Below are 21,962 nucleotides of genomic sequence, written 5' to 3' on the forward strand. Positions count from 1 at the left end.
TAAGTTTATTGATTTCTTAATAGTTGATCGTCAGGTACCTTGCGAAGCGGCTTGGCAGGAGACCCGACAACAAGTGTTTCTTGCTCTACATCTCTTGATACAATACTGCCTGCAGCGACTGTACCATCTTCATGTATGACTTTACCAGGAAGAATGAGTGCATTGGCTCCAATTCTTCCACCTTCTTTGACCGTTACACCCTTGAATTTATCATATCTCTCTTTCGATCGAGCCATATAATTATCATTGGTCGTGACAACATAAGGGGCAACGAATACAAAATTACCTAAATTAGAGTAGGCTGTAATATAGCAATTCGTTTCCAATTTACATTTTTCTCCGACCGTGCAATCATTCTCGACAGAAACTCCGCGGCCGACAATCGTCTGATTACCGATTGTCACTCTCTCCCTGATTGTCGCCAGGTCTGCCACAAATACCTCTTCCCCTAACTCGGCGTTGGCATAAATGATCGAGGATGTCCCTAGCGTGGTTCCATCCCCGATGACTGCAGGTGGGAGTTTTTTCACTTCAGGGAGAATGGAATTCTTAGCTCTGGTAGGCTGTTTCCCGATGACTGCATTATCCTGGATCATGACATTTTTTCCTATTTTCGTACCAGCGTAAATGATGACATTATGTCCGATGGATACATTTTCTCCAAATTCCACACCATCTTCAATGACTACATTTTGTCCAACTTTAACAGGTTTCATCAGTATTCCCCTTTAAGCTTTGTTATAGAACTCTTTAATTTTAGAAACAACATACTCCTGCTGTTCTCTTTTCAATTCCGGGAACATCGGTAAAGAGATGGCTTCTTTGGCCGCCTTTTCCGTTTCAGGAAGATCCCCTTCATTAAAGCCAAGTTCTTTAAATACCGGTTGAAGGTGTAAAGGTTGTGGATAGTAAATCATTGTCGCCACACCTTGCTCTTTAAGATATGCTTGAAGTTCATCACGTTTAGGTACTCTGATTGTATATTGATGGTATACATGGTGATTAAATTCTTCTTCATAAGGTGTTACGATCACATCGCCCAGTTCTTTATGAAGTAATTCATTGTAGTAATAGGCGTTTTCACGACGCTGGTTACTCCAGTCATCCAAATGCTTGAATTTCACGTTAAGGATGGCTGCCTGTAATTCATCCAGACGGCTATTGTATCCAAGTACATGGTGATAATATTTCGGCTTGCTTCCGTGTACACGGATGACACGCATACGCTCTCCGACTTCATCATCACTTGTAATAATCATACCTGCATCACCATATGCTCCCAGGTTTTTGGTGGGGAAGAAGCTGTAGCATGCTGTCGTTCCCAGCTCTCCTACTTTTTTCCCTTTATATAGGGAACCGATTGATTGGGCCGCATCCTCAATGATGGCAAGATTATGCTTATCCGCAATTTCCTTGATTTTATCCATATCAGCCATTTGTCCGTAAAGGTGAACTGGAATGATTGCTTTTGTCTTTGGCGTGATGACCGCTTCAATTTTCTCAGGATCAATATTGAAAGTCTTAGGATCGATATCTACAAATACCGGTGTTGCCCCTGCTCTTGCCACCGCTCCAGCCGTTGCAAAGAACGTAAAGGAAGGGCAGATCACTTCATCGCCAGGTCCGATATTCAGTCCTAAGATGGAAATGTTTAAAGCATCCGATCCATTCGCGACCCCAATACCGTGCGCTGCATTGCTGTATTCCGCAACAGAAGCTTCTAAATCTTTCACATTTTGCCCAAGGATAAAATGGGCTTTAGACATTACATCTTCCATAGCTGTATGGATTTCTTCTTTTAAATTTTGATATTGTTCGGTTAAATCTAACATAGGTACCTTCATTGGGCATTCTCCTTGTTTTCAAAATGATTGTTCATACATACTGACAGAAATTGATTCGATAATTTCTCGATATTATGGTTCTCGTCCAAATAACGATATCCATTAAGTCTTATCTTTTCTTTTTCTTCACTTGTTAAGTTTAATAAATTCTCCAACCCATTTGCAAACTCTCCAGGTGATTCCGGCGTAACCGTTAACCCTGCTTGAGCACTAGCAACAATATCGTTGAATACTCTACCAGCGAAAATGATCGGCTTTCCTGATAGTAGATAATCATTTAGCTTATTTAAACTGATCCCATATTGATACAAGTTTGTATCCAGCATGGAGACCATTAAGACATCAGCAAGATTCAATGTAGAAAGCACTTCTCTTTTTGGGATGCCATCCAGGAAAAAGACGTTTCTTAAACCAAGTTTTTCTGCTTTGGCTTTCAGGTTCTTTTTCTCAGGTCCCTCACCAACAAATACAAATGCCGTATCCTCCCTGGATAATCTGCCTGCCGCATCAACAATTGTATCAAGGGAATTGGCCACACCATGTGACCCTAGGTACATGGCGATTTTAGGATAATCTTCCCGAATCGTTTGTAAAACGGGTTCAAGAGAAGCTTTGTTTTCTAACTCATGGATTTTTTCCATGTCGATTCCATTTGGAATGTAAACAATTTTTTCTTCCGGAATACCAAGGGTCGTTATATATTTATAAGCCCCCGGCAATGTGACAATGATCTTCTTGGATTTCTTATATACGAACTTTTCAATCCATCCGAATAATAACGCTAATGGATGATTCTTTGAGATCGCTCCGAAATCGATTAACGTTTTAGGCCACAAATCCCTGATTTCGACAATAAAGGTAGCACCTTTCACCTTACTTAAAACATATCCCGCTAAACAGGCAAAGAGATGAACAGAGGATCCCACAATGACATCCGGCTTCTCCTTTTTCTTTAAACCTCTTGCAACGGCTGTAAGCATATAACTCATCATATTGAGTAATCGCTTGGGGCCATTTCCTTTGTAGGGAAGTGTCCAAACCCATTCGAAATCGACACCATTAACGTTCTCAGAGTAATTCTTTTTCTTGGGATCACGCCATTTAAAGAGGTAAACGATAAAACTGCTTGCGAAGATGGTAACCTCATGACCATTATCCACCATGTGTTTTGATAAGTCATAGTGACGTGTAATCCCTGTTTCATTTGGTTTTAATGCGACGGCATTCAGCATCCATATTTTCAAAAAATTTCACCCTTTAAAGCCGTTATAAGTTGTTATAAAGCTCAACTAAACGAATACTTTCCTGTTCCCAATTGTATTTATTCATGACGGCCCGACGGCCACTTTCACCCATTGCCCTGGCTTCATCAGGATGGTCGACCAGATATTTTACTGCATCGGCAATAGCTTTAGGATTAAGCGGATCGACGCATATTCCACATTGCGCGTCTTCTACAATGCCTCTCCATAACGGAAAGTCGCTTGCTATGACCGGCATCCCAGCAGACATATATTCAAACAGTTTGATGGGATATGACACAATATATCTTGGTTCCGGATGCAGGATCACTAAACCGGCATAAGATGTATTAAGTAATGTTGCAACCTCTTGCCTATTCAGATACCCCTCGAAGTTTACGTGCTTCCACCCATCGAGCTTTTCCATTTCATCCTGTAAGGAAGCTGGTGCAAATGCTCCGGCTAAATGAAGAGTAATGGGATGATCCGATTCCTGATTCATTTCATCCATGGAACGAACCATTTCTTCAATACCTCTCAGCCTCGTAATTCCGCCAATATATACAATTTTATTCCTGTTCATTTCTTTTGTTGCACCAGCGGAATCTTCCCCTATCAGTTCATTCATAATGGGGAAGTTATGAATGATGACAGAGTTCTGCTGATATGTAAGGAATCTTTCATTGATGGTTGGAGTCGCTGTGACTACTGCATCAAACCTCTTTGAAGCATATCGTTCCAGTCCTTCTACCATTTTGGAAACAAGCTTTCTTAACGGTTTAGGTATCCACTGTTTGGATAAAACCTGTTGAGGGACATCTTCATGTACGTCATAGATTACTTTTTTTCCTTTTGACTTCAGGAGCAACCCGATTGGCAGAAGCTCTGGATCATGAAAATGATAGACATCAGCGTCCAGCTCCAAGGCCTTTTTATATACACTCCTGGGACCGTTGATCATCCTTACGTAACGATTGGTCGACTCCACAGGCGCACCGACTATATTGACTCCATTTTTCACATATGATTCGCTGTTACCTACGACCAGATGAACATCGAAACCCGCTTCACTTAAGTACGAGCATTCTTTCACAAAGATTCTAATATCTTCGGTTGGATGAACAGAAGTTAAATGACAAACTTTCAAGTGAATCACTCTTTCATAATACTGGTAAAAAGAGTCCTAAAGAAAAACGGACTCTTTTTACTGTAAATTTATAGTCGGTAATAGTTTTTAATTTCGTCACGATAGTTTTTCATGGCATTACGTGTGTCGAAAATGACAGGTGCTTTTTCAGCAATCATCTTATAATCAAAACTGCTGTGATCAGTCGTAATAAGAACAAGATCTGCATTTTCAAGGGCTTCTTCAGTTAAGTTGATCGGCTCAACGATTTGGTTGTTAAGTCTGAATTGTTTGACGTGAGGATCAACCACCGTAAAGTCAGCACCCTCTTTACTCATTTCACTTAGGATATCAAGAGCAGGAGATTCACGAACATCCTCGATATCTTTCTTGTAAGCGACACCTAATACAAGTACCTTTGCTCCATTTAAGGACTTTTGGCTTTTATTCAAAATTTGCATACTGCGGCTGACTACGTATTCCGGCATAGCATTGTTAATTTCACCGGCTAATTCGATCAGCTTTGTATGGTATTTATATTCTCTTGCTTTCCATGTCAGGTAGAATGGATCGATCGGGATACAGTGACCACCTAACCCTGGGCCCGGATAAAACGGCATGAAGCCATATGGCTTTGTTGCTGCTGCATCAATGACTTCCCATACATCGATTCCCATACGATTACACAATACAGCCATTTCGTTCGCAAGAGCGATATTAATGTGACGGAAAGTGTTTTCGAGAATCTTTTCCATTTCAGCTACAGCTGGTGATGACACTTCATGGACATCCCCTTCAAGCACATTTTTATAAAGTTCTGCAGCTACTTTAGTACAGTTAGCAGTGATTCCACCTACAACTTTAGGTGTGTTTTTGGTATTGAAATCTTTGTTACCAGGATCTACACGTTCAGGTGAATAAGCCAGGAAGAAATCTTCACCTGTTTTTAAACCGGTTTCTTCAAGGATAGGTTTGAGGATTTCTTCTGTTGTTCCTGGATACGTTGTACTTTCCAGGACAATCAGCATACCCGCTTCCATAAACTTAGCTATTTCTTTACCTGAACTCTCAACATAAGATGTATCAGGCTGTTGGTACATATCAAGTGGAGTAGGAACACAAATCGCTACAGCATCCACTTCTTTGATCAATGAGTAGTCGGTAGTGGCCAATAGCTTCTTATCTTGAATGATTTCAGCAAGTTCTTCATCCACTACATCTCCAATGTAATTGATACCGTCGTTGACCATGTCTACACGCTTTTGTTGGACATCAAAACCAATGACTTTATATCCTGCTTTTGCTTTTTCTACTGCAAGCGGTAATCCGACGTAGCCTAATCCGACCACTCCGATTGTCGCTTCTTTATTCGCTATCTTATTAAATAGGGTTTGAGCTTGTACTGATAAAGTTGTTTCCATCATTAAATCCCTTCCTTAGCTAAGAATGATTGGTTTATTTTGTTCTGCTGAATCATAAAGAGATAAGACCAGTTCCAGTGCTTTCCTACCATCCATTCCTGTTACAATAGGCTCGCGGTCTTCATTGATTGCCTGTACCATATCTTCAATGATGCATTGATGCCCAGGCTTACCCCAAGGATCATTTTTAATTTTTTCTATGAGACGTTCCGTTTCTGCTTCATCCATTCCTTCAATCGTAAGATGCTCTATATGAATGGCGTTTGCCCCGCTAATTTTAACGGTTCCTTTTTCCCCAAAAATGCTGATGGACTCTTCATAGTTTTTCGGGTAGATCGTAGTGGCTGCCTCGATGACTCCTAATGAACCATCTTCAAAACGGGCAAGGCCGGTTGAAACATCTTCTGCTTCAATATCCCTAACCCTTGTAGCTGCCATACTGTAAACTTCTTTCACATCTCCCATTAACCATATAAGAAGGTCCAGATTATGGACAGCCTGATTCATCAGAACTCCGCCATCAAGTGCCTTTGTCCCTCTCCATGGCGCCTGGTCATAATATTCCTGATTTCGATTCCAGCGCACTGTTGCATTGGAATGACTTATTTTTCCGAACACTCCGCTTTGAACAAGTTCTTTCAGCTCAACAAATGCCGGTCTGAATCGGTTTGGATGTACTACTGCAAGCTTCACATTATTCTCATCACATGCGTGGATGATTTTATCAGTATCTTCCAGCGTAAGCGCGATCGGCTTTTCTACAATGACGTGTTTCTTTGCATTTGCAATTTGCACGGCAATATCAGCATGAAAACCACTTGGAGTACAGATATTCACTACGTCCACATCGGTTTTCAACATTTCCTCAAGACTTGTATATCCTTTTACTTTATATTCATTTGAAAACATATCCACTCGTTCTGGCTGAGTATCACAAATCGCTTCAAGGATTGCGCCGTCCGCTTCCTGAATGGCATTTATGTGTTTTTTTGCGATATGCCCACAACCGACAATTCCAAACTTAATCATTTATACTAACCACCTGTCTACTTATACTCTTTCTTGTTCGCACTCTCTATCATACACAAAATGATAGGGATTTGGGTTATAAATATTTTTCAATTTCGTTACATGAATGACTTAGCTAATTTCTTAGCCGTATTGCTGAGTAATAATACGTCTGACTTTCTGAGAATCAACAATTCGAAAGGCTTCACTTTCGTTTCTCGAGAATATATTATCACTTTTATCATAAAACTTAAAATATAAGTAATAGATGAAGCAATCGCCGCTCCCTTGATCCCTATTGAAGGAATGAGAATAAGATTCAGGATGACGTTCAATACAACATTGAATATGGATACATACATGTTCAATTCCGGCTTTCCTCTTCCAGCGAGGTCATTTGATAATAGTTTCTCTACTGCTAGAACGACTATACCTGGAATTAAAAGTTGTAACATAAGAGAACTGCTCTCATATTCACTGTTTAAGATTACATCAAAAATAAAATCGGACAATACAAACACAACTAAGCCTAATAAGATCATGAACAAGGTCATGATTCTTGTCACAAGCGCCGTTATTCTATTTCGATCCACCGTTTCCTCAGAGGATGATATTCTCGGAAGAAGGACACTTGAAATTGATTGGGAAAAAATCGAAAGTCTTTCCCCGATATTCACCGCCGCAGAATAAATACCGACCGAACCTTTCCCCAGAAAAAAACCTAAGAAGAAGATGTCCAACCTGTAATTTAAAAATGTCATGACATTACTAATATGAGCCTTTATTCCATACGTTACCGACTCCTTTAAATATGTTTTGGAGAAGGAACGAAAGTTGAGCTGCAATTTCTCGACTGTAAATAAAATGATTAAACAATAGGTCACACTGCAAAAATATCCGATACCAAAAGAGAAAACAGCCGCTTGCAGCCCTAAATCAAGCAATAGCACAAAAATAAGAACTGAAATCACTGTCCCCAATTGTTGAATCAAGAGGGCAGTGTTAAACGTCTTGAATTTTTGTTGACCTTGAAAAATGGTCTGTAAAAAAATCATCCCCAACATAAACGGCAAAGCAAAAAAACTTGCAAAAAGAAGGGATAAATCCAACTCATCAAACTTAGATTCTTTGAACAGATACAAGACAACTGTTCCGATGATAATTCCTATAAGCGATAATAAGAGGGCCATCAGGACATTGGTGTTGAATATTTCTTTAAGTGAATATTTTCTCCTGCTGACAAAATAAATGGTTGAAGAATTCAAACCTAAGTTAAGGAATGTCATGATCATCAATGGAACATACGTAATCAAGGTATACTCTCCATACCCGTCTTTACCAAGGGTTCTCCCAAGGACAGAAATGAGGGTAATCCCTATGACAATACTCGCCAATTGTCGGGTAAGGGTGATTAGACTGTTTGAAAAAAATGAGTTTTTAGTTTCCATGTTGTGTTAAATCTCCTATTGATAACATTTTTTCTGCAAACTCGGAATAATTTTTTTCGCAAGAGTAATGTTCTTCCCACATTTGGTAAGCATGCTCTCTTTTCTGAGAAATCAGTTCCGGAGAAGTACCGACCTTGTCTAATATACTGGCGATTTCTTCAGGATAGAAATCTTTATTGAGCAACCATCCATTGGAAGGATTCACTAGCTCCGACGTCCCCCCGACATCGGTGGCGAGAACGGGAATCCTTGCACTGAACGCTTCCATAATAGTGACCGGGATCCCTTCACTTTCACTCACATTTATGAAAAGATCAAACCTTTGACTGCTTAAAGCATTTATCACTTCATCATTTGATAGGCTGCCGAGTAATTCACCCTTGCTCATTTCAGGAAACTGATCTATGATGGCCTGAATCTTCTCCTTCTCAGGTCCGTCCCCTATATGGACCCAGTGAACTGGTACTTGTGCTTTTTTTATTGCCTCTGCAATTAAGTGAACTCTTTTTACACCTTTCAAGTAAGAAACGGACACCATTTTAATGGGACTTTGAGAAGATGCAGCTTCATCCGTATTAGAGAGTTTTACACCTTTTGTTCCTAAACGGCTGACCTCAATTTTATCACTTATACCCGGGAATCTTTCCTCCAAGTATTTTTTTCCATTATCAGAAATACTGAAGATTTTATCTAATGATTGAATGACTTCTTTCTGTACGGGTAAGTATGGCATAGCATGGCGCTCCCAGTACAGATCCCCCCCATGTACTCTTGAGACAGCTGTGATCTTTGGATTATCTTCTTTCCACATCGCCAGTGCAGCTGCCGCTGGGGTCAACCAGTAGGAATAAAAAACAGCGCTTTGAGATATACTGTTTTCGATTAATTCAAGTTTCTTCCGAATCTGATAGGCATCAACAACCCATTTATAAAGCTTGAACTTACCTTTTAATCCAAACTTTTTTGCGTTTTGAATATCTTTTTTGTACCAAGATCTAACGGAAGGGCTTGTAAGGCTTGATAGTAAACTTTTCACTTTCCTTACCTTAGGGTTTATCGTCTCGCTTTTGATTATGTGAACCTTTACATTTGCAGGTAGTTCCCTTCCATGTGGTTCATCCCTGTTCCAACACTCCTGGTTTGTTGGCACAATGAGTATATTCTTAAACTTCTTTGAGAGAATCATTAATTCATTATAGATAAATTCTTCTCCAGGTGAATAAGGAAATCTACTTGTGAGAAGAATAAGTGTTTGATCTTGTTTCATGTCAATCTCCTTATAAATAAGATAAAAAGCTGCAGGAATGCTCCCACAGCTTATAGACGGCCTAAGATTTTCTTATAAAACCTTAGGAAAGGTTTGTGTTTTTCGTTCACAAGGCCGATAACCTCTGCAATGGTTTGAATGGCAATCAGTAATGTCGCAAGCAATAATACCGATCCCCATAAAGTAGCTTTCGTAAAAATAATGGCACTTATACTAAAGCATAATCCAAGTGCATATATGATTATGACTGTTTCTCTGTGTGAAAATCCCAGACTGATTAGTCGATGATGGAGATGTGATTTGTCCGGAGCAGAGATTGGTTTCTTATTCACTACCCTTCTAATGATGGCGAAAGTAGTATCGAATAATGGCACTCCAAGTATCAGAATCGGCACCACAAAACTGAACAGTGTCACACTCTTATACAATCCTAATAGTGACAATACCGCTATCATGTAACCCAGGAATAGCGAACCTGTATCACCCATAAAGATCTTAGCGGGATGGAAATTGTAAAACAGGAAACCAATGGCGCTAGCAAGCACAATCAAAGCCAATGTCAAAATTAATGCTTTTCCATTTATGAATGCCATAAAGGCTATGGTCGCCAGGCTAATGGATGAGATTCCTGCCGCCAAGCCGTCTAATCCATCAATCAGATTGATTGCATTGGTTATTCCGATTACCCATAATAAAGTTACCGGAATGGCCAGGATGCCAATATCAATCCTGTCAAAAAAAGGAATGTATAAAAATTCTATCGTTAATCCAGAATATACCACTACAACAGCGGCGATAATTTGACCTGCCAGCTTAACCTTGGCAGATAAAGCAAATTTATCATCCAATAATCCGATGGCTAAGATGATCAGAGCACCCACTGTAATGGAAGCGATGGGTTCTTTATATAAACCTGATGCAAAGTAGCCTACAAGGACCCCAATGAAAATTGCCAGACCACCCATTCGAGGCATTTCCTTGGTATGCACCTTACGATGATTCGGCTGGTCGACTACGCCAATGAGTTTTGCAAATTTGATAACCCATGGAGTGACAATAAGGACGGAGACAAAAGATAAAAGCACCGATAATACCAACTTGATGTCCATTATATTTACTCCTTTTATTTTAAAGATTAGTTCTGTAATTACTAAATTTTAGTCCTCAATCAGTTTAACATAAAAACCAACCAAAGAAATGAATTTTTTTTTACAAATAGATTTCACTAACCTTTACCCTACTTTGATTATTTTCTAACCTATCCTTCAGTTTATTAGTGGTAATAATGACTAAAACTATTTCTTCATTCACTTTAATAGTTCTTCTAATGCGTTCTCAGTTATCAATTCAATGTTACGGTTAAAGGAAGCAGCATCTTCATGGCCATATGGGTCAAGGAACCAGTTCCAGTAAAATGTACCTGCAGAGAAAACTTTGGTACCATAAGGCTTCTCCCACCAGATAACGTCTGCAACACTCTTTTTGCCATATACGTTGACTGGTGACCTGGAAATTAATTCAACTTGCGGGATTTCCCCATCGTAACGGTCGATTTCCCCACCAATGACTCCTTCTATTTCGTCACCGTCTTTCAGGCCAGTCCCCTGATAAATCCAATGAGATGAATTGGTGATGACCATCGGATATGTTTTATCTGGAATTCCTCTATACATGCTTCCGAACAATTGATTTTCGGGCCTGTTAACTGGATGGCTTCTAAATTGAGTCGTCACTTTACCGGGAAAGATCTTCTGATAGGGATCCTGATCGGCTTTTGCTTTATAGCTGACAATGGTCTCAGCATCGTCCTCCAGACGAACTTGCCAATACCCGACATTAGCACTGAAGTTGGCAAGATTCATATTGCTTTTTGCTAATTTCTCAATGCTATCCCTTGATTCCTTTGTCCAATATTCATCATGTCCTGATATGATAAGCAGCTTCGGATTATCAGCATCTAATCTTCCGCTTGCAATATCGACATTTGAATAGTAATTCAACGAATATCCTTTCTTCTCAAGCCATCTGATTAAATTGTATTCATACTTAAAGAATTGACCTGATCCATAACCTTCTTGATAAGGGCGATGATAGGATAATCTAATCGCAGGTTCTTTGTTTGTACTATTGTATCCATAAAAACTCTTCCCGCCCCAGTTGTTATAGGCTTGGTAAGTGTTTGTCGCTATTACAATTCCAATTCCATTTTTTTCTTTGGCATTCACGACAATCGGAATATAGGAAGCATTCAATCTACTATCTATAAGTTTGATTAAGTACATTCCGCTTTCCCATTCTTCAGGGATGGAAAAATAAACATTCTTTACCCAGTTGGCATCTGAATTTGCAGCGTTTCTCTTCTTATCAGACTGATGATAAGCCGGTAAATAACCGAATGATTTCTTTAGTTCTGCACCTTCCCCTTCATAATAACCCATTCTATATATTTCCGCTCCGTACCCATATTCACTGGATATATATAATTCAACTTTGTCACCAGGTTGATAGGATGGTTTATCTGCATACCCCTGAATAAAAGAAGACTTTTTCTCAACTTTCCAGTTTCCCGGTTTATATATTACATTTTCATTAACCGAGGCCGGACCACCAAATATTGTGACCTTCTCAGGCTGTCTGCTGATTAAATATGAGTGGATGGGATCAGGTGTATTATTTGGGCGAGTGAGTAAAACCGGACCATTTGCTTTTGATGCTATCGTAGACCCACTCAATGCATCCGCAAAAGTAATACCGGTTGCCATAAAAGAATGACTTGATTCAGGAAAGAATTTCGAAGCAATATTTGCAGATACCTCATATCGGTCCTTTCCCCCGATCCTCTCTTTTACAGGCAACATTTTTTCTACCCCTTCACTTACACTTCCAGTTCCGCCGACGATTGTCACTTCGGATATGGCCCTTTTCTTTATTACCCTTAATGTAGATGAAGGAATGTCATTTACTCTTGTCAATAAGATAGGAATATGATTAATAGAGGCGTACGGAGCAATAGATAATGCATCCGCAAAAACCAGGCCATTGGCTAGAATCACCTTAGAGGAAGGCGGGAGCTGCATGGCGATATTTTCAGATACTGCAAATCGATCTTCACCCGGAATTCTGGAAACGGTTTGCAGCTTAGGAATGTTGGATTCATTAATCTGTGTCACAATCATTGGTGCGATACTTCCTGCTCCCCCAATTAGTATTATCTCCCTTGGATTTAACCGCTTTAACTCCTTCAATGTTTCGCTTGCCAAACGGTCATTTCTTGTTAGTAGAATGGGAGCATCTTTATGGTAAGCCAATGGAGATGCAGAAAGCGCATCCGCAAACGCCAGATGATTTGTTATGATGACTGTATCAGCCCCATCCTTCCAGTATTTCTTAGATATATTCACTGCGACTTCAAATCGATTTTGACCGTCAATCCTTTCATGTACTGTCTCAGCTTCGACTGCTTCAGAAAAAAGGGCCATCCATACAAAGAGTCCAAAGAAGAACAACGTGAATTTTCTCATTATCCCTATCCCCTTAAGGTTATATAAAAGGCACCTGGAATAAGCATATCCCAGGTGCCCTCCTATTATTTTCCTTGCTTGATTATTTAAAAAAAGTAAGAACTCCATTTGTGATTCCGATTGCAGCTTGCTCTCTATAATAATCGCTTTTCAACTTCGCTGCATCTTGTTCATTCGTTAGAAAAGCAAGTTCGACCAGAACACTCGGCATAGTGGATTCCCTGATCACTTTAAAGTTAACATTCTTTACTCCCCTATTATTTGTATCCAGCTTGTCGACTAATTCTCTGTTAATATAAGTGGCCAGTTCCTGGCTTTTGGCAGCTGCATAGGTATCGTCCCAATAGGTTTCGGTTCCGTCTACATCAGGATTCGATGGAAATGCATTTGTATGCACACTGATAAATGCATCTGCTCCCTGCTTATTAGCAAGTTCCGCTCTCTCTGACAATGTAGGATAGGTATCTCCTTCACGTGTCATGATGGTATAAGCACCATTTGCATCGAGGTTTCTTTTCAATTTAGTAGAAACACCTAAATTCACTTCTTTTTCAATCACATTATTATCTGATGCACCGGGATCATCATATCCATGACCTGGATCAACGACGATTAATTTACCCGCCAAAGGTCCTGCCACTGCCTTGACTACATTATCAGAAACCGATGCTTTACCACCCAATACGATGAAGTTTGTCATTCCCTTTTGACCTGAAATTTCCTTCGTTGCCTCAGGCAATGAAGAGTTTCTAGTTAATAACACCGGAGCATTTTTCTTGGCTGCTAAAACTGAACCAGTTAACGCGTCCGCAAAAGTCTGCCCAGTCGCTAAGAATCCGGTTGAGGTCGGCAGGTTTAATTTCTCAATAATATTAGCGGCGACTTCATAACGATCATCTCCACCAATTCTAAAGGGGCTATAGACTAATAAATCTGCATACACCCCATTACTTACACTTGCCGTTCCACCCATTACAATTACTTGACTGGGATTTCTTGATTGTAAGCTTGAAATAGTCGGGGTTGGAAGAGCATCATCGCGAGTTAAAAGGATTGGCATACCATTCCTCGAAGCATAAGGCGCTATTGCCAATGCATCCGCGAAGGTCAATCCATTTGCCACTACAGCCTTAGAAGAACTCGGCATCTTCTTGGCTATTGCAGCAGATACTTCAAAACGGTCTTTACCGCTTATTCGTTCAACCGTTGTAATCCCGAGACTTTTCACTTCATTTACGACGGTACTCGAAATACTTGCCGTTCCTCCTATAATAACAACCTTGGAAGGCGACAGTTCACGAAGTTTATTCTTTGTTGTATCACCTAAGCCATCAGGACGCGTCAACAAGATCGGCGCGTTCATTTTATAAGCGAGTGGTGTCGCAGCCAGTGCATCCGCGAAGGCATTGTAGTTAGATAGAAAAACAACATTGGCACCACTTGGCCATCCTTCTTCCGCAACATTTGCTGCCACTTCAAATCGATCCTTACCAGACAATCTATCATATTCACCCGACGCACTGGCCACTTGTGCCAATCCAAAGAAGACGAAAAAAACAACCAGCGAAACTAAAACTTTCTTCATTATTTCCTCCTATTTGTACAATATTCTAGTTTGTTATTTTCCTAATGTGGTATTAGGATAGTAGAAATCTAAAATTTGTTTATACGTTTGTCCGTCATTCGCCCTTTTATTGGCAGCTTGTTGACTCATGCCAACTCCGTGCCCAAAGCCTTTTCCGTGTATTGTGAAGCTATCGCTTTCATTATCCACGGATGGAGTGTACGTACTTCTGTAATAAAGAGTTCCAAACATATATCTCAAGTCAGTTGCAGATTTTTCGATTGTTTCCTCAAATTCTTTCAGTTTGCCGTCAGAGTCCAGGGAATAACTTTTTGTTCCCTTTTCTTTCAGGTAAAACTTAACTCTTAGAGATCCTTCAAGACTTCTTTGCGCAGCATTTTTTTCCGGATCCAGGACAAAACTTGAAATGGATTTGATTTTAATTTCTTTGTTTACATAGCTTTCATTCAGTTGTTTCTTGATGTTATCAATCAACGGGGATGTTTTTTGGTTGCCGTCTAAGAAGACCGTTTTATCTTCACTTACAGCGTCCCACCACCAGCCTGGGTTTTTCAATGCCGCTTCCAGAGTGACATTGCTGTATGGTGTTTCTTCATTTGAGGTATTCGTGATGGTTTCGTCACTGATTACCGTTTTTGGTACTTTTAGTTCCCATGTGTAATTGTCATACGGATCAGCCTTATTTGTTAAGTAGCCCAACTTGGGCGTACCCCATTCATCTGTATTAGTCGCTGTATAACCACCGTTGCTTGACGAAAATAACGCGGTGATTAATTTATCGTTATAACGTAATACTTCTCCACTCGTTTCGGTTACGGCTTGAGACGTCTTTACATTCCAATCAAAACCGCCATAAACCTGATAACTCTGATCATCCAGTACTGTTTTTCCCGCTTCGTTATATGCATAAGTACGGGCAGCCACTGCCTGAGCCTTCAATGCTTCCATATGGTAATAGGCAGGGGACTCTTTAGGCACTACGCTCTTCAAATAGTCTTCAAAGGGAATATTTAAATTTGTAGGTCTAACATAAGAATTAGATTCTGAGCTGAATTGCATTCTCCCTAAATATTCTCTTTCAGAATCCCCCGTGATTGTCAGTATATTCGATTGAGAATAGACTTCCGGTTTCAAGACAAAACTTGACGTTCCAAAATCCGCAATTTTAGAAGACCCCTGGTAGATAGCCAATCTTCCAGATTCATTTTTCACTACATAGTCGGTGCCTTCGTTAAGCTTGAATTCATTAGGAAGCTGCTCCACGACACTTTCTTTAACCGATGCCGGTCCTCCCAATATATTAAACACATTAAACTTTTCTTCGTTAATAGTAGATTGGATGCTGTCAGGCAGCTTATCTGCTCTCGTTAAGAGAAGTGGAGCTCCATTCTTAGCTGCTAATACAGAGCCGGTTAAGGCATCTGCAAATGTTAACCCATTTGATATGTATGCCATACTTGAATCAATGTTAAGTTCTTTGATGATATTTGATGAGACTTCATATCGATCACTACCTGCAATCCTGTCTGTCGCCTTGGCTTGGTTGTATACGGAGTTACTTACACTTCCTGTTCCTCCGACTACCAGCACATCAGACTTACCTTGAACTGCTTCCAGAGAGGCAGTTGGAAGGTCATCTTTCTTGGATAGAATAATAGGGATTCCATTTTTGGCTGCATAAGGCGCAATGGCAAGTGCATCTGAGAAGATTAACCCATTTGTGACAACCGCTTTATTTGTAGTACCGAGGTTCTGTGCTACTTTCTTTGCGACTTCAAAACGGTCTTTCCCGTCAATACGTGAAACGTCAGTAGTAATTGATTTTAATTTAGTTTCTACAGCTTGATTTACGCTTCCCGTTCCACCTATAATGACAATCTTATCCGGATTCAACGATTTTATTTTATTCAGGGTTGAGTCGGGAATACTGTCTTTTCTTGTTAATAGGATCGGAGCATCGTATTTATAAGCCAGTGGAGATGCGGATAATGCGTCTGCAAAGGCCATTGAATTCACTACAAAGACGGTCTCGGCCGTGTTCCATCCATTACTGGCAACATTCTCGGCAACCTGATAGCGGTCGTTGCCGCTGAATCTATTATTATTGTTCTCCAGCTTATAAACACCTTCACTATTAATGGTTAGGCTTGTTTTATTTCCGATATAGTTTTTAAGTTTTACAGAGATTGAAGCTGCACCAGCTTCCACAGGAGTGTATGCAAGAATCATTCCGGCACTTACGACAGATACGATTGTTTTTTTAAAATAACCCAACAACTTGACCTCCATTTATTTTTCTGTGATTTCCACTAACTCAAGCTGATCTTTTTCATTTTCCTTATACTTCAGTTGAATTTCTTCGCCCTCCTCCAGCTCTTGGATTTTGTCTAACATTTCTGGATTAAATTGAATGGACATTACTTCATTTCCATTTTTAACTTCCATTGAATGAGTGTCTGCCAGCCCATTGAAGATGACTGTTTCTGTTTTTACATTATTTGTATCGGCGGACTCAGTATTTTCTGAAGTGTTATTTTTTTCCACTGAATCCTCTTTCGTTCCACAACCGCTCAGCAATAGAGCACCAGACAACAATGCGATTCCTAAACTTTTTTTCATCCTTTACCACTCCATTACATTCTAGTTACATACTTTTCAATTTAAATACTATATAAGCTCATAAATATTGTAAATAGGAAATAGAAATTAATAGTAAAAGAGTGCTTTTAATCCAAGTTTAAACATTCGCCTGAGGTTAAACACTGAGATAATGGACTTAGACGAAGAAAAAGGGTACACAAAAAGCCCCAGATATCAGGCATTTACCTGAATCTGAGGCTTTGGTATATTATTAATTTTTTCTCTGTTGTAACTAACTGCAATATGTTTAAGCAACCAATAATTTAAGCATCCTGGAATTAGAATTTTATCTTTTGTGTTCGGTCTCTTCATTCCAGTATTGTGTTAACCCTTTTTCCATATTATAGAGAGCTTTAAAGCCAATTCCCTCAATCTTAGTAATATCAGAGTAGGAATATTTTATATCTCCAGCCCTTTCATCCTCTCGTTTAATATGGAGCTTTAAACCAGTCAACTTTTCATATAATGAAATTAATTCATTCAAACTTATTGAGTTACCAGTTCCCACGTTAAATACTTCCCCGATTGCTTTTTCATTCTCACTAACTAGCACCAGGGCACTCACTACGTCTTTAACATAGATAAAATCCCTGGTTTGTTCGCCATCCCCATATAAAGTGAACTCGACTTCGTGATCCCTTTCCAATTCCAAAAATTTATCAGTTAAGATTGAAACTACACCAGAATATGGTGAAGAGGGATTCTGTCTGGATCCGAAAACATTAAAAAATCTCACTGCTGTCGTTGGGAGATCGTATAGTCTATTATATGTCAATACATATTGTTCAGAAGCGTATTTATCAATTGCATACGGGGATAACGGCTTAATATCTGAAGTTTCCGTTTTGGGTAAGGTAGGCTCATCCCCAAACACTGCAGCAGAAGAGGCAAAAATAAACCTTTTTAAGACACCTTGCTTCTTTGCACCCTCTAATAAATACAGGGTCGCATCCAAATTCGTTTTATGAGTGTCTAAAGGTGTTTCAACTGATGCTGCTACACTGGCAATTGCCCCCAAATGGTAGATTTTCTCAAATTGGTACTTATTAAAAATGTCAGTGACGATTTCCGAATCTGAAATATCTCCCTTGATAAAAGTTACATTTTCATGCTCAGGTATGTTTTCTTTTTTTCCCATTGAAAGATCATCGACAATGATCACTTTTTTATTTAACCTTAATAACTCTTCTACAAGATGTGACCCGATAAACCCGGCTCCACCTGTAACGAGATAGTAGCTCATCCAAAAAACTCCTTTAACATTAATTAAAAAATACTCTATTTCATTCTGCCTGATTTTAGAGTGAAACAAACCCACCTCACACATCGTCCATAAAGGTAAATTACATAGGTAGGCGACTCCTCATATCATCTAATAAGTAAATACATCATATTTAAAATATGTTCAATAATATATCATCATTTTACACCAACTCCAGTTTATATACCAACGTTCCAAAACCCATGGTAAATACTAAAAAATATGTAATAACATCAATAAAAATGTCTCTATTTTGTGTTTATGTGATAAAATGTCAATATTATATACCGATATAACTAACATCTGACAAAAAAGGAGAAAAACAAGTGAAAAAAACACTAGTTTCTGTCGCTGCCACCGCCGTTCTGTCGACTGCGTTTGCTGCATCTGCATCCGCAAACACCCATAAAGTTGAATCTGGTGATTCTCTTTGGTCCATCGCTATTAAATACGACACATCCGTTAGTGCCATCAAAGAGTTGAACAAATTAAGATCAGAATTAATTTTCCCAAATCAATTGCTTAAAGTAGACACGGTAAGTCTTGACCAACCCGTTAAGCCATCTTCAAACCAGACATCAAATCCATCGGTTTCAGCCCAAAAGTATACTGTTAAGTCAGGGGACACTCTCAGCGCCATTGCATATAAATACTCCATCACTGTATCAGAATTACAAAAATGGAATAGTATCAATGGCCATCTCATCTTTCCCGGACAGGTACTTAACATAGCCAGCGGTACCTCATCGAGTGATCAAAGTAACGGGAATGTGACTTCCCCTGCACCGCCGTCTACACCATCTAAACCGGAAAGTTCTAATACATATTCCGTCAAGGCTGGAGATACGTTATCCTACATCAGTAGAATGTACGATGTGTCAGTGCAAGATATTAAACGCCTGAACAACTTGTCCAGTGACTTGATTTATATCGGCCAAACTATAAAAATAGGAAAATCTCAAGTATCACAGCCATCTTCTACTACTGAGACTGTTCAGTCAAATGAAGGAAGCGATACTTCTTTCAACACAAATACACTCATTTCTCACGCAAAAGCACAACTGGGCATCCCTTACTCATGGGGAGGTTCTACCCCTTCAGGCTTCGACTGCAGCGGTTTCATATATTATGCTTTTAATAAGAGCGGTGTTAAAGTGAGCCGAACGTCCAGTGAGGGATATTACAGTCGTTCATACTATGTTAATAAGCCCTCTATAGGAGACCTGGTCTTTTTCGAAAACACATATAAAAAAGGCATCTCCCATTTAGGTATTTATGTAGGGGACAACAAGTTTATTCATGCTGGGGACAATGGTGTTGAAATTACTAGTTTAGATAATTCATATTGGAAATCCAAATTTGATGGTTTTAAACGTTTTTATGACTTGTAAAAAAATATGATTGACCACTACCTGGTACTATGTTCCCAATGGTGATATGGAAATGTACTACTTGGCAGTGTAAGTAAACCAGGGAACTTCTATTCCCTGGTTATTTTAATAGTTTACTAGTTATTATCACGTCTTGAAGCCACTTCATGATGACTCCATCCTTCAACTGATCCTTCCGGTAAGAACGTACTAAAAATCGAACCTCATAAGATGAAGACTCTGTAACAGCCAAAGATAAGGCGGGGAATGTTAGTAAAGCAAGTGAAATAATGATTACTAAATAATAATCTTATTCAAAATAAATACGCAATGAATATTTGTTAAACTGTAAACGTAAAGGTCCTTTCTTCATTTATTCAGTGAAGAAAGGACCTTTTTATCATTTTCGTTGAAGTATTATAAAATATCATAATTAGGAATGAATGCTTTTCTTTACTGTTTCGCCAATTCTTCTATCCTGCCTTTGATAAATGGAATGTACTTGGTATCTTGTTGCAGCTCAAAGACAATTAAAGCTTTTTCCATATATTCCAGTGCTCTTTTTTTATTATTTAGCAGTTCTAAATTGTAGCCTATATGATAATGTAATTCACCTAGAAGATATAAGCTATCTTTATGAAGAGCCCATTTAATAGCGTCCTCACAGTATTCATTCGACTCTTCTATTCTTTCCATTCGTGTTAGAACCCTGGCTAAATTATAAAGTAGTCTTGTTTTAATGGCGTAATTATTTAAGTGGGGTAATAATTGCAAATGGTGCCTGATATCTTCAAAAACTGCTAAAGCCTTGTCTATATCCTCATTAAAATAAATGGCCCCAAGAGACAACAGAATCTCTAGCTCTCTTTCTTGCAATATTCTTCCTTTAATGTTTGTAATGTCAATTGCTTCACGAAGTGTTTTTACTGATTGGTCTAAATCCTTTTTCACTTCATATAAATAGATCCCCTTATGCCATAATAGTAATTGCATATTCTTATTATTTTGAATGAATAAAGGGTTATGTTCTTCAGCTCTTACGATGTCCATCATTTCTTCAAATTTTAAACTTCTCCTTAGGATCTGTAATTGTTGAAAGACTTCTTGTACATAATCTAACCTGGGAGTAGTTCCAATATCGAAGAAATAGTTAACATCCACACCAAGTTTTTGTGAAATTTGATATAATGTAGATGCGTAGGGGAAAACATCCCCTTTTTCTATTTTACTAATTTGTGCCTGAGTGCATACTCCTTCTGCCAGCTCTTCTTGAGATAATCGACTGTTCTTTCTGAGTTCTTTTATTTTTTTCCCAACTGCAGTAAAATCCATTAAACCCTCTCCTAATTATGCCTAGAGTTATATTTTGTTAAGAAAACAGATGAAAAGACTATTTTTATTCTTGATAAATAGGTAATATGACATCTTAAGGGGAAATTATATATTTAACAAATATGTTTTAATTATACTAACAGATATATTACTAATCTTATCGAATTTATATTTGAATAAGAAAGGGAGGAAAGTCCTATGAAAAGACGTTTTCTTACAATTTTAACTGCATCTATAATTTTATTTGGCGCTGGTGGTTTCTTTAATGATACCCCATCAAGCACAGAAACTGCAGCCGTGCAAACACAATTTGTTGAACTACCAGGTAATCCACATTAATATTTATATAATATACACCTCTCCTTCAGGGGAGGTTTTTTATTTCATGGAATGATCCAAGATCCTTCACAAATATTCTTAAAGTTATAGAAACTGGACAAAAAGCTAATTTAGCCTCGCATTATTACCATATTTGGGTACTAAGGGTCAATAAGCCTAAAATCACACTATACGACGATGTGTTAGTATCAAGATACAAGAAAAGAAAGGGGGCTTCATGATGAAAAACATAAGCATGAAAGTAAATCCTCTATATTCTGATGTAGATTTGTCGATTGTATTCCAGTTCGAATTTGAACAATTTGGAAATAAGATCGGAGAAGCTTTCGTCTCCACCTACCCTACCGCTGGCAACCCTGTACAGATACGCAAAGGTAAACACGGCTCCTTTACCAAAACAGACAAAACCGCCGTTATAGACCAATTCGAAGTGGTGGGTGGAGTAGAAAAGAACTGTATGAAGAAGCTGAAACACTTCCTCGGTGTCATTGGAATTTCTGATGTCCAATCAGGATACACACTCAGGAGTAGATTTGGCGAATAAAATATTCAGTATTGT

Annotated in this window: 18 protein-coding genes; 3 read left to right on the forward strand and 15 right to left on the reverse strand. The window is 38.9% G+C overall.

Translation table 11 applies throughout. The features are described 5' to 3' along the window. Positions 1 to 5: 5 nt before the first annotated feature. The 14 genes from P8596_RS22520 to P8596_RS22585 all read right to left on the reverse strand — a co-directional run bounded on the left by P8596_RS22520 (position 6) and on the right by P8596_RS22585 (position 18,344). Positions 6 to 716: an acyltransferase gene (locus tag P8596_RS22520; protein ID WP_279725264.1), complete on the reverse strand. Its 711-nt coding sequence runs from the start codon at positions 714 to 716 to the stop codon at positions 6 to 8. A gap of 12 nt (positions 717 to 728) precedes the next feature. Then, positions 729 to 1,844 carry a DegT/DnrJ/EryC1/StrS family aminotransferase gene (locus P8596_RS22525; RefSeq protein WP_279725265.1) on the reverse strand — a complete coding sequence of 372 codons (1,116 nt, stop codon included), beginning with the start codon at positions 1,842 to 1,844 and terminating at the stop codon, positions 729 to 731. Further along, positions 1,841 to 3,088, reverse strand: a complete 1,248-nt coding sequence (locus tag P8596_RS22530) for a glycosyltransferase family 4 protein (RefSeq protein ID WP_279725267.1) — start codon at positions 3,086 to 3,088, stop codon at positions 1,841 to 1,843. The genes P8596_RS22525 and P8596_RS22530 overlap by 4 nt, the downstream gene beginning before the upstream one ends. Positions 3,089 to 3,110: 22 nt before the next feature. After that, positions 3,111 to 4,241 (reverse strand): glycosyltransferase family 4 protein, encoded by a 1,131-nt coding sequence (locus P8596_RS22535; protein ID WP_279725269.1) that lies wholly within the window; start codon positions 4,239 to 4,241, stop codon positions 3,111 to 3,113. 59 nt (positions 4,242 to 4,300) lie between these two features. Beyond that, positions 4,301 to 5,635: a nucleotide sugar dehydrogenase gene (locus P8596_RS22540; protein ID WP_279725270.1), complete on the reverse strand. Its 1,335-nt coding sequence runs from the start codon at positions 5,633 to 5,635 to the stop codon at positions 4,301 to 4,303. A 12-nt stretch (positions 5,636 to 5,647) separates the two neighbouring features. Beyond that, positions 5,648 to 6,661, reverse strand: coding sequence for a Gfo/Idh/MocA family protein (locus P8596_RS22545; protein ID WP_279725271.1), 1,014 nt, complete (start codon positions 6,659 to 6,661; stop codon positions 5,648 to 5,650). A gap of 98 nt (positions 6,662 to 6,759) precedes the next feature. Beyond that, the gene (locus P8596_RS22550) at positions 6,760 to 8,088 is read right to left on the reverse strand and encodes a flippase (protein WP_279725272.1); all 1,329 of its coding nucleotides are present in this window, start codon (positions 8,086 to 8,088) and stop codon (positions 6,760 to 6,762) included. Beyond that, positions 8,078 to 9,355: a glycosyltransferase gene (locus P8596_RS22555; RefSeq protein WP_279725273.1), complete on the reverse strand. Its 1,278-nt coding sequence runs from the start codon at positions 9,353 to 9,355 to the stop codon at positions 8,078 to 8,080. The genes P8596_RS22550 and P8596_RS22555 overlap by 11 nt, the downstream gene beginning before the upstream one ends. Before the next feature lie 50 nt (positions 9,356 to 9,405). Next, positions 9,406 to 10,464, reverse strand: a complete 1,059-nt coding sequence (locus P8596_RS22560) for a glycosyltransferase family 4 protein (protein ID WP_159363052.1) — start codon at positions 10,462 to 10,464, stop codon at positions 9,406 to 9,408. A 198-nt stretch (positions 10,465 to 10,662) separates the two neighbouring features. Beyond that, positions 10,663 to 12,876, reverse strand: coding sequence for a N,N-dimethylformamidase beta subunit family domain-containing protein (locus P8596_RS22565; protein ID WP_279725274.1), 2,214 nt, complete (start codon positions 12,874 to 12,876; stop codon positions 10,663 to 10,665). An 82-nt stretch (positions 12,877 to 12,958) separates the two neighbouring features. Further along, positions 12,959 to 14,461, reverse strand: coding sequence for an N-acetylmuramoyl-L-alanine amidase (locus tag P8596_RS22570; protein WP_279725275.1), 1,503 nt, complete (start codon positions 14,459 to 14,461; stop codon positions 12,959 to 12,961). 33 nt (positions 14,462 to 14,494) lie between these two features. Then, the gene (locus tag P8596_RS22575) at positions 14,495 to 16,735 is read right to left on the reverse strand and encodes a SpoIID/LytB domain-containing protein (protein WP_279725276.1); all 2,241 of its coding nucleotides are present in this window, start codon (positions 16,733 to 16,735) and stop codon (positions 14,495 to 14,497) included. A gap of 15 nt (positions 16,736 to 16,750) precedes the next feature. Then, positions 16,751 to 17,080, reverse strand: coding sequence for a hypothetical protein (locus tag P8596_RS22580; protein WP_279725277.1), 330 nt, complete (start codon positions 17,078 to 17,080; stop codon positions 16,751 to 16,753). 307 nt (positions 17,081 to 17,387) lie between these two features. Next, on the reverse strand, positions 17,388 to 18,344 hold the full coding sequence (locus P8596_RS22585; protein ID WP_279725278.1) for an NAD-dependent epimerase/dehydratase family protein: 957 nt from the start codon (positions 18,342 to 18,344) through the stop codon (positions 17,388 to 17,390). A gap of 344 nt (positions 18,345 to 18,688) precedes the next feature. Here P8596_RS22585 and P8596_RS22590 point away from each other — a divergent pair, with 344 nt between their 5' ends. After that, the gene (locus P8596_RS22590; RefSeq protein ID WP_279725280.1) at positions 18,689 to 19,753 is read left to right on the forward strand and encodes a C40 family peptidase; all 1,065 of its coding nucleotides are present in this window, start codon (positions 18,689 to 18,691) and stop codon (positions 19,751 to 19,753) included. A gap of 432 nt (positions 19,754 to 20,185) precedes the next feature. Here P8596_RS22590 and P8596_RS22595 read toward each other — a convergent pair whose 3' ends face one another. Next, entirely contained in the window at positions 20,186 to 21,064 is an 879-nt protein-coding gene (locus P8596_RS22595) for a helix-turn-helix domain-containing protein (protein ID WP_279725282.1), read from the reverse strand. A gap of 198 nt (positions 21,065 to 21,262) precedes the next feature. Here P8596_RS22595 and P8596_RS22600 point away from each other — a divergent pair, with 198 nt between their 5' ends. After that, the gene (locus P8596_RS22600; protein WP_279725284.1) at positions 21,263 to 21,403 is read left to right on the forward strand and encodes a hypothetical protein; all 141 of its coding nucleotides are present in this window, start codon (positions 21,263 to 21,265) and stop codon (positions 21,401 to 21,403) included. 217 nt (positions 21,404 to 21,620) lie between these two features. Next, positions 21,621 to 21,947: a hypothetical protein gene (locus tag P8596_RS22605; protein ID WP_279725285.1), complete on the forward strand. Its 327-nt coding sequence runs from the start codon at positions 21,621 to 21,623 to the stop codon at positions 21,945 to 21,947. Positions 21,948 to 21,962: the final 15 nt, after the last annotated feature.

Source organism: Rossellomorea sp. DA94 (assembly GCF_029834455.1).
In the GTDB taxonomy this organism is placed as follows: domain Bacteria; phylum Bacillota; class Bacilli; order Bacillales; family Bacillaceae_B; genus Rossellomorea; species Rossellomorea vietnamensis.

What these genes read in the sequence shown, in the direction of transcription:
- P8596_RS22520 (WP_279725264.1), bottom strand. Translation starts at nt 716, where the DNA reads ATGAAACCTGTTAAAGTTGGACAAAATGTAGTCATTGAAGATGGTGTG.
- P8596_RS22525 (WP_279725265.1), bottom strand. Translation starts at nt 1,844, where the DNA reads ATGAAGGTACCTATGTTAGATTTAACCGAACAATATCAAAATTTAAAA.
- P8596_RS22540 (WP_279725270.1), bottom strand. Translation starts at nt 5,635, where the DNA reads ATGATGGAAACAACTTTATCAGTACAAGCTCAAACCCTATTTAATAAG.
- P8596_RS22545 (WP_279725271.1), bottom strand. Translation starts at nt 6,661, where the DNA reads ATGATTAAGTTTGGAATTGTCGGTTGTGGGCATATCGCAAAAAAACAC.
- P8596_RS22550 (WP_279725272.1), bottom strand. Translation starts at nt 8,088, where the DNA reads ATGGAAACTAAAAACTCATTTTTTTCAAACAGTCTAATCACCCTTACC.
- P8596_RS22555 (WP_279725273.1), bottom strand. Translation starts at nt 9,355, where the DNA reads ATGAAACAAGATCAAACACTTATTCTTCTCACAAGTAGATTTCCTTAT.
- P8596_RS22560 (WP_159363052.1), bottom strand. Translation starts at nt 10,464, where the DNA reads ATGGACATCAAGTTGGTATTATCGGTGCTTTTATCTTTTGTCTCCGTC.
- P8596_RS22565 (WP_279725274.1), bottom strand. Translation starts at nt 12,876, where the DNA reads ATGAGAAAATTCACGTTGTTCTTCTTTGGACTCTTTGTATGGATGGCC.
- P8596_RS22570 (WP_279725275.1), bottom strand. Translation starts at nt 14,461, where the DNA reads ATGAAGAAAGTTTTAGTTTCGCTGGTTGTTTTTTTCGTCTTCTTTGGA.
- P8596_RS22580 (WP_279725277.1), bottom strand. Translation starts at nt 17,080, where the DNA reads ATGAAAAAAAGTTTAGGAATCGCATTGTTGTCTGGTGCTCTATTGCTG.
- P8596_RS22585 (WP_279725278.1), bottom strand. Translation starts at nt 18,344, where the DNA reads ATGAGCTACTATCTCGTTACAGGTGGAGCCGGGTTTATCGGGTCACAT.
- P8596_RS22595 (WP_279725282.1), bottom strand. Translation starts at nt 21,064, where the DNA reads ATGGATTTTACTGCAGTTGGGAAAAAAATAAAAGAACTCAGAAAGAAC.
- P8596_RS22600 (WP_279725284.1), top strand. Translation starts at nt 21,263, where the DNA reads ATGAAAAGACGTTTTCTTACAATTTTAACTGCATCTATAATTTTATTT.
- P8596_RS22605 (WP_279725285.1), top strand. Translation starts at nt 21,621, where the DNA reads ATGATGAAAAACATAAGCATGAAAGTAAATCCTCTATATTCTGATGTA.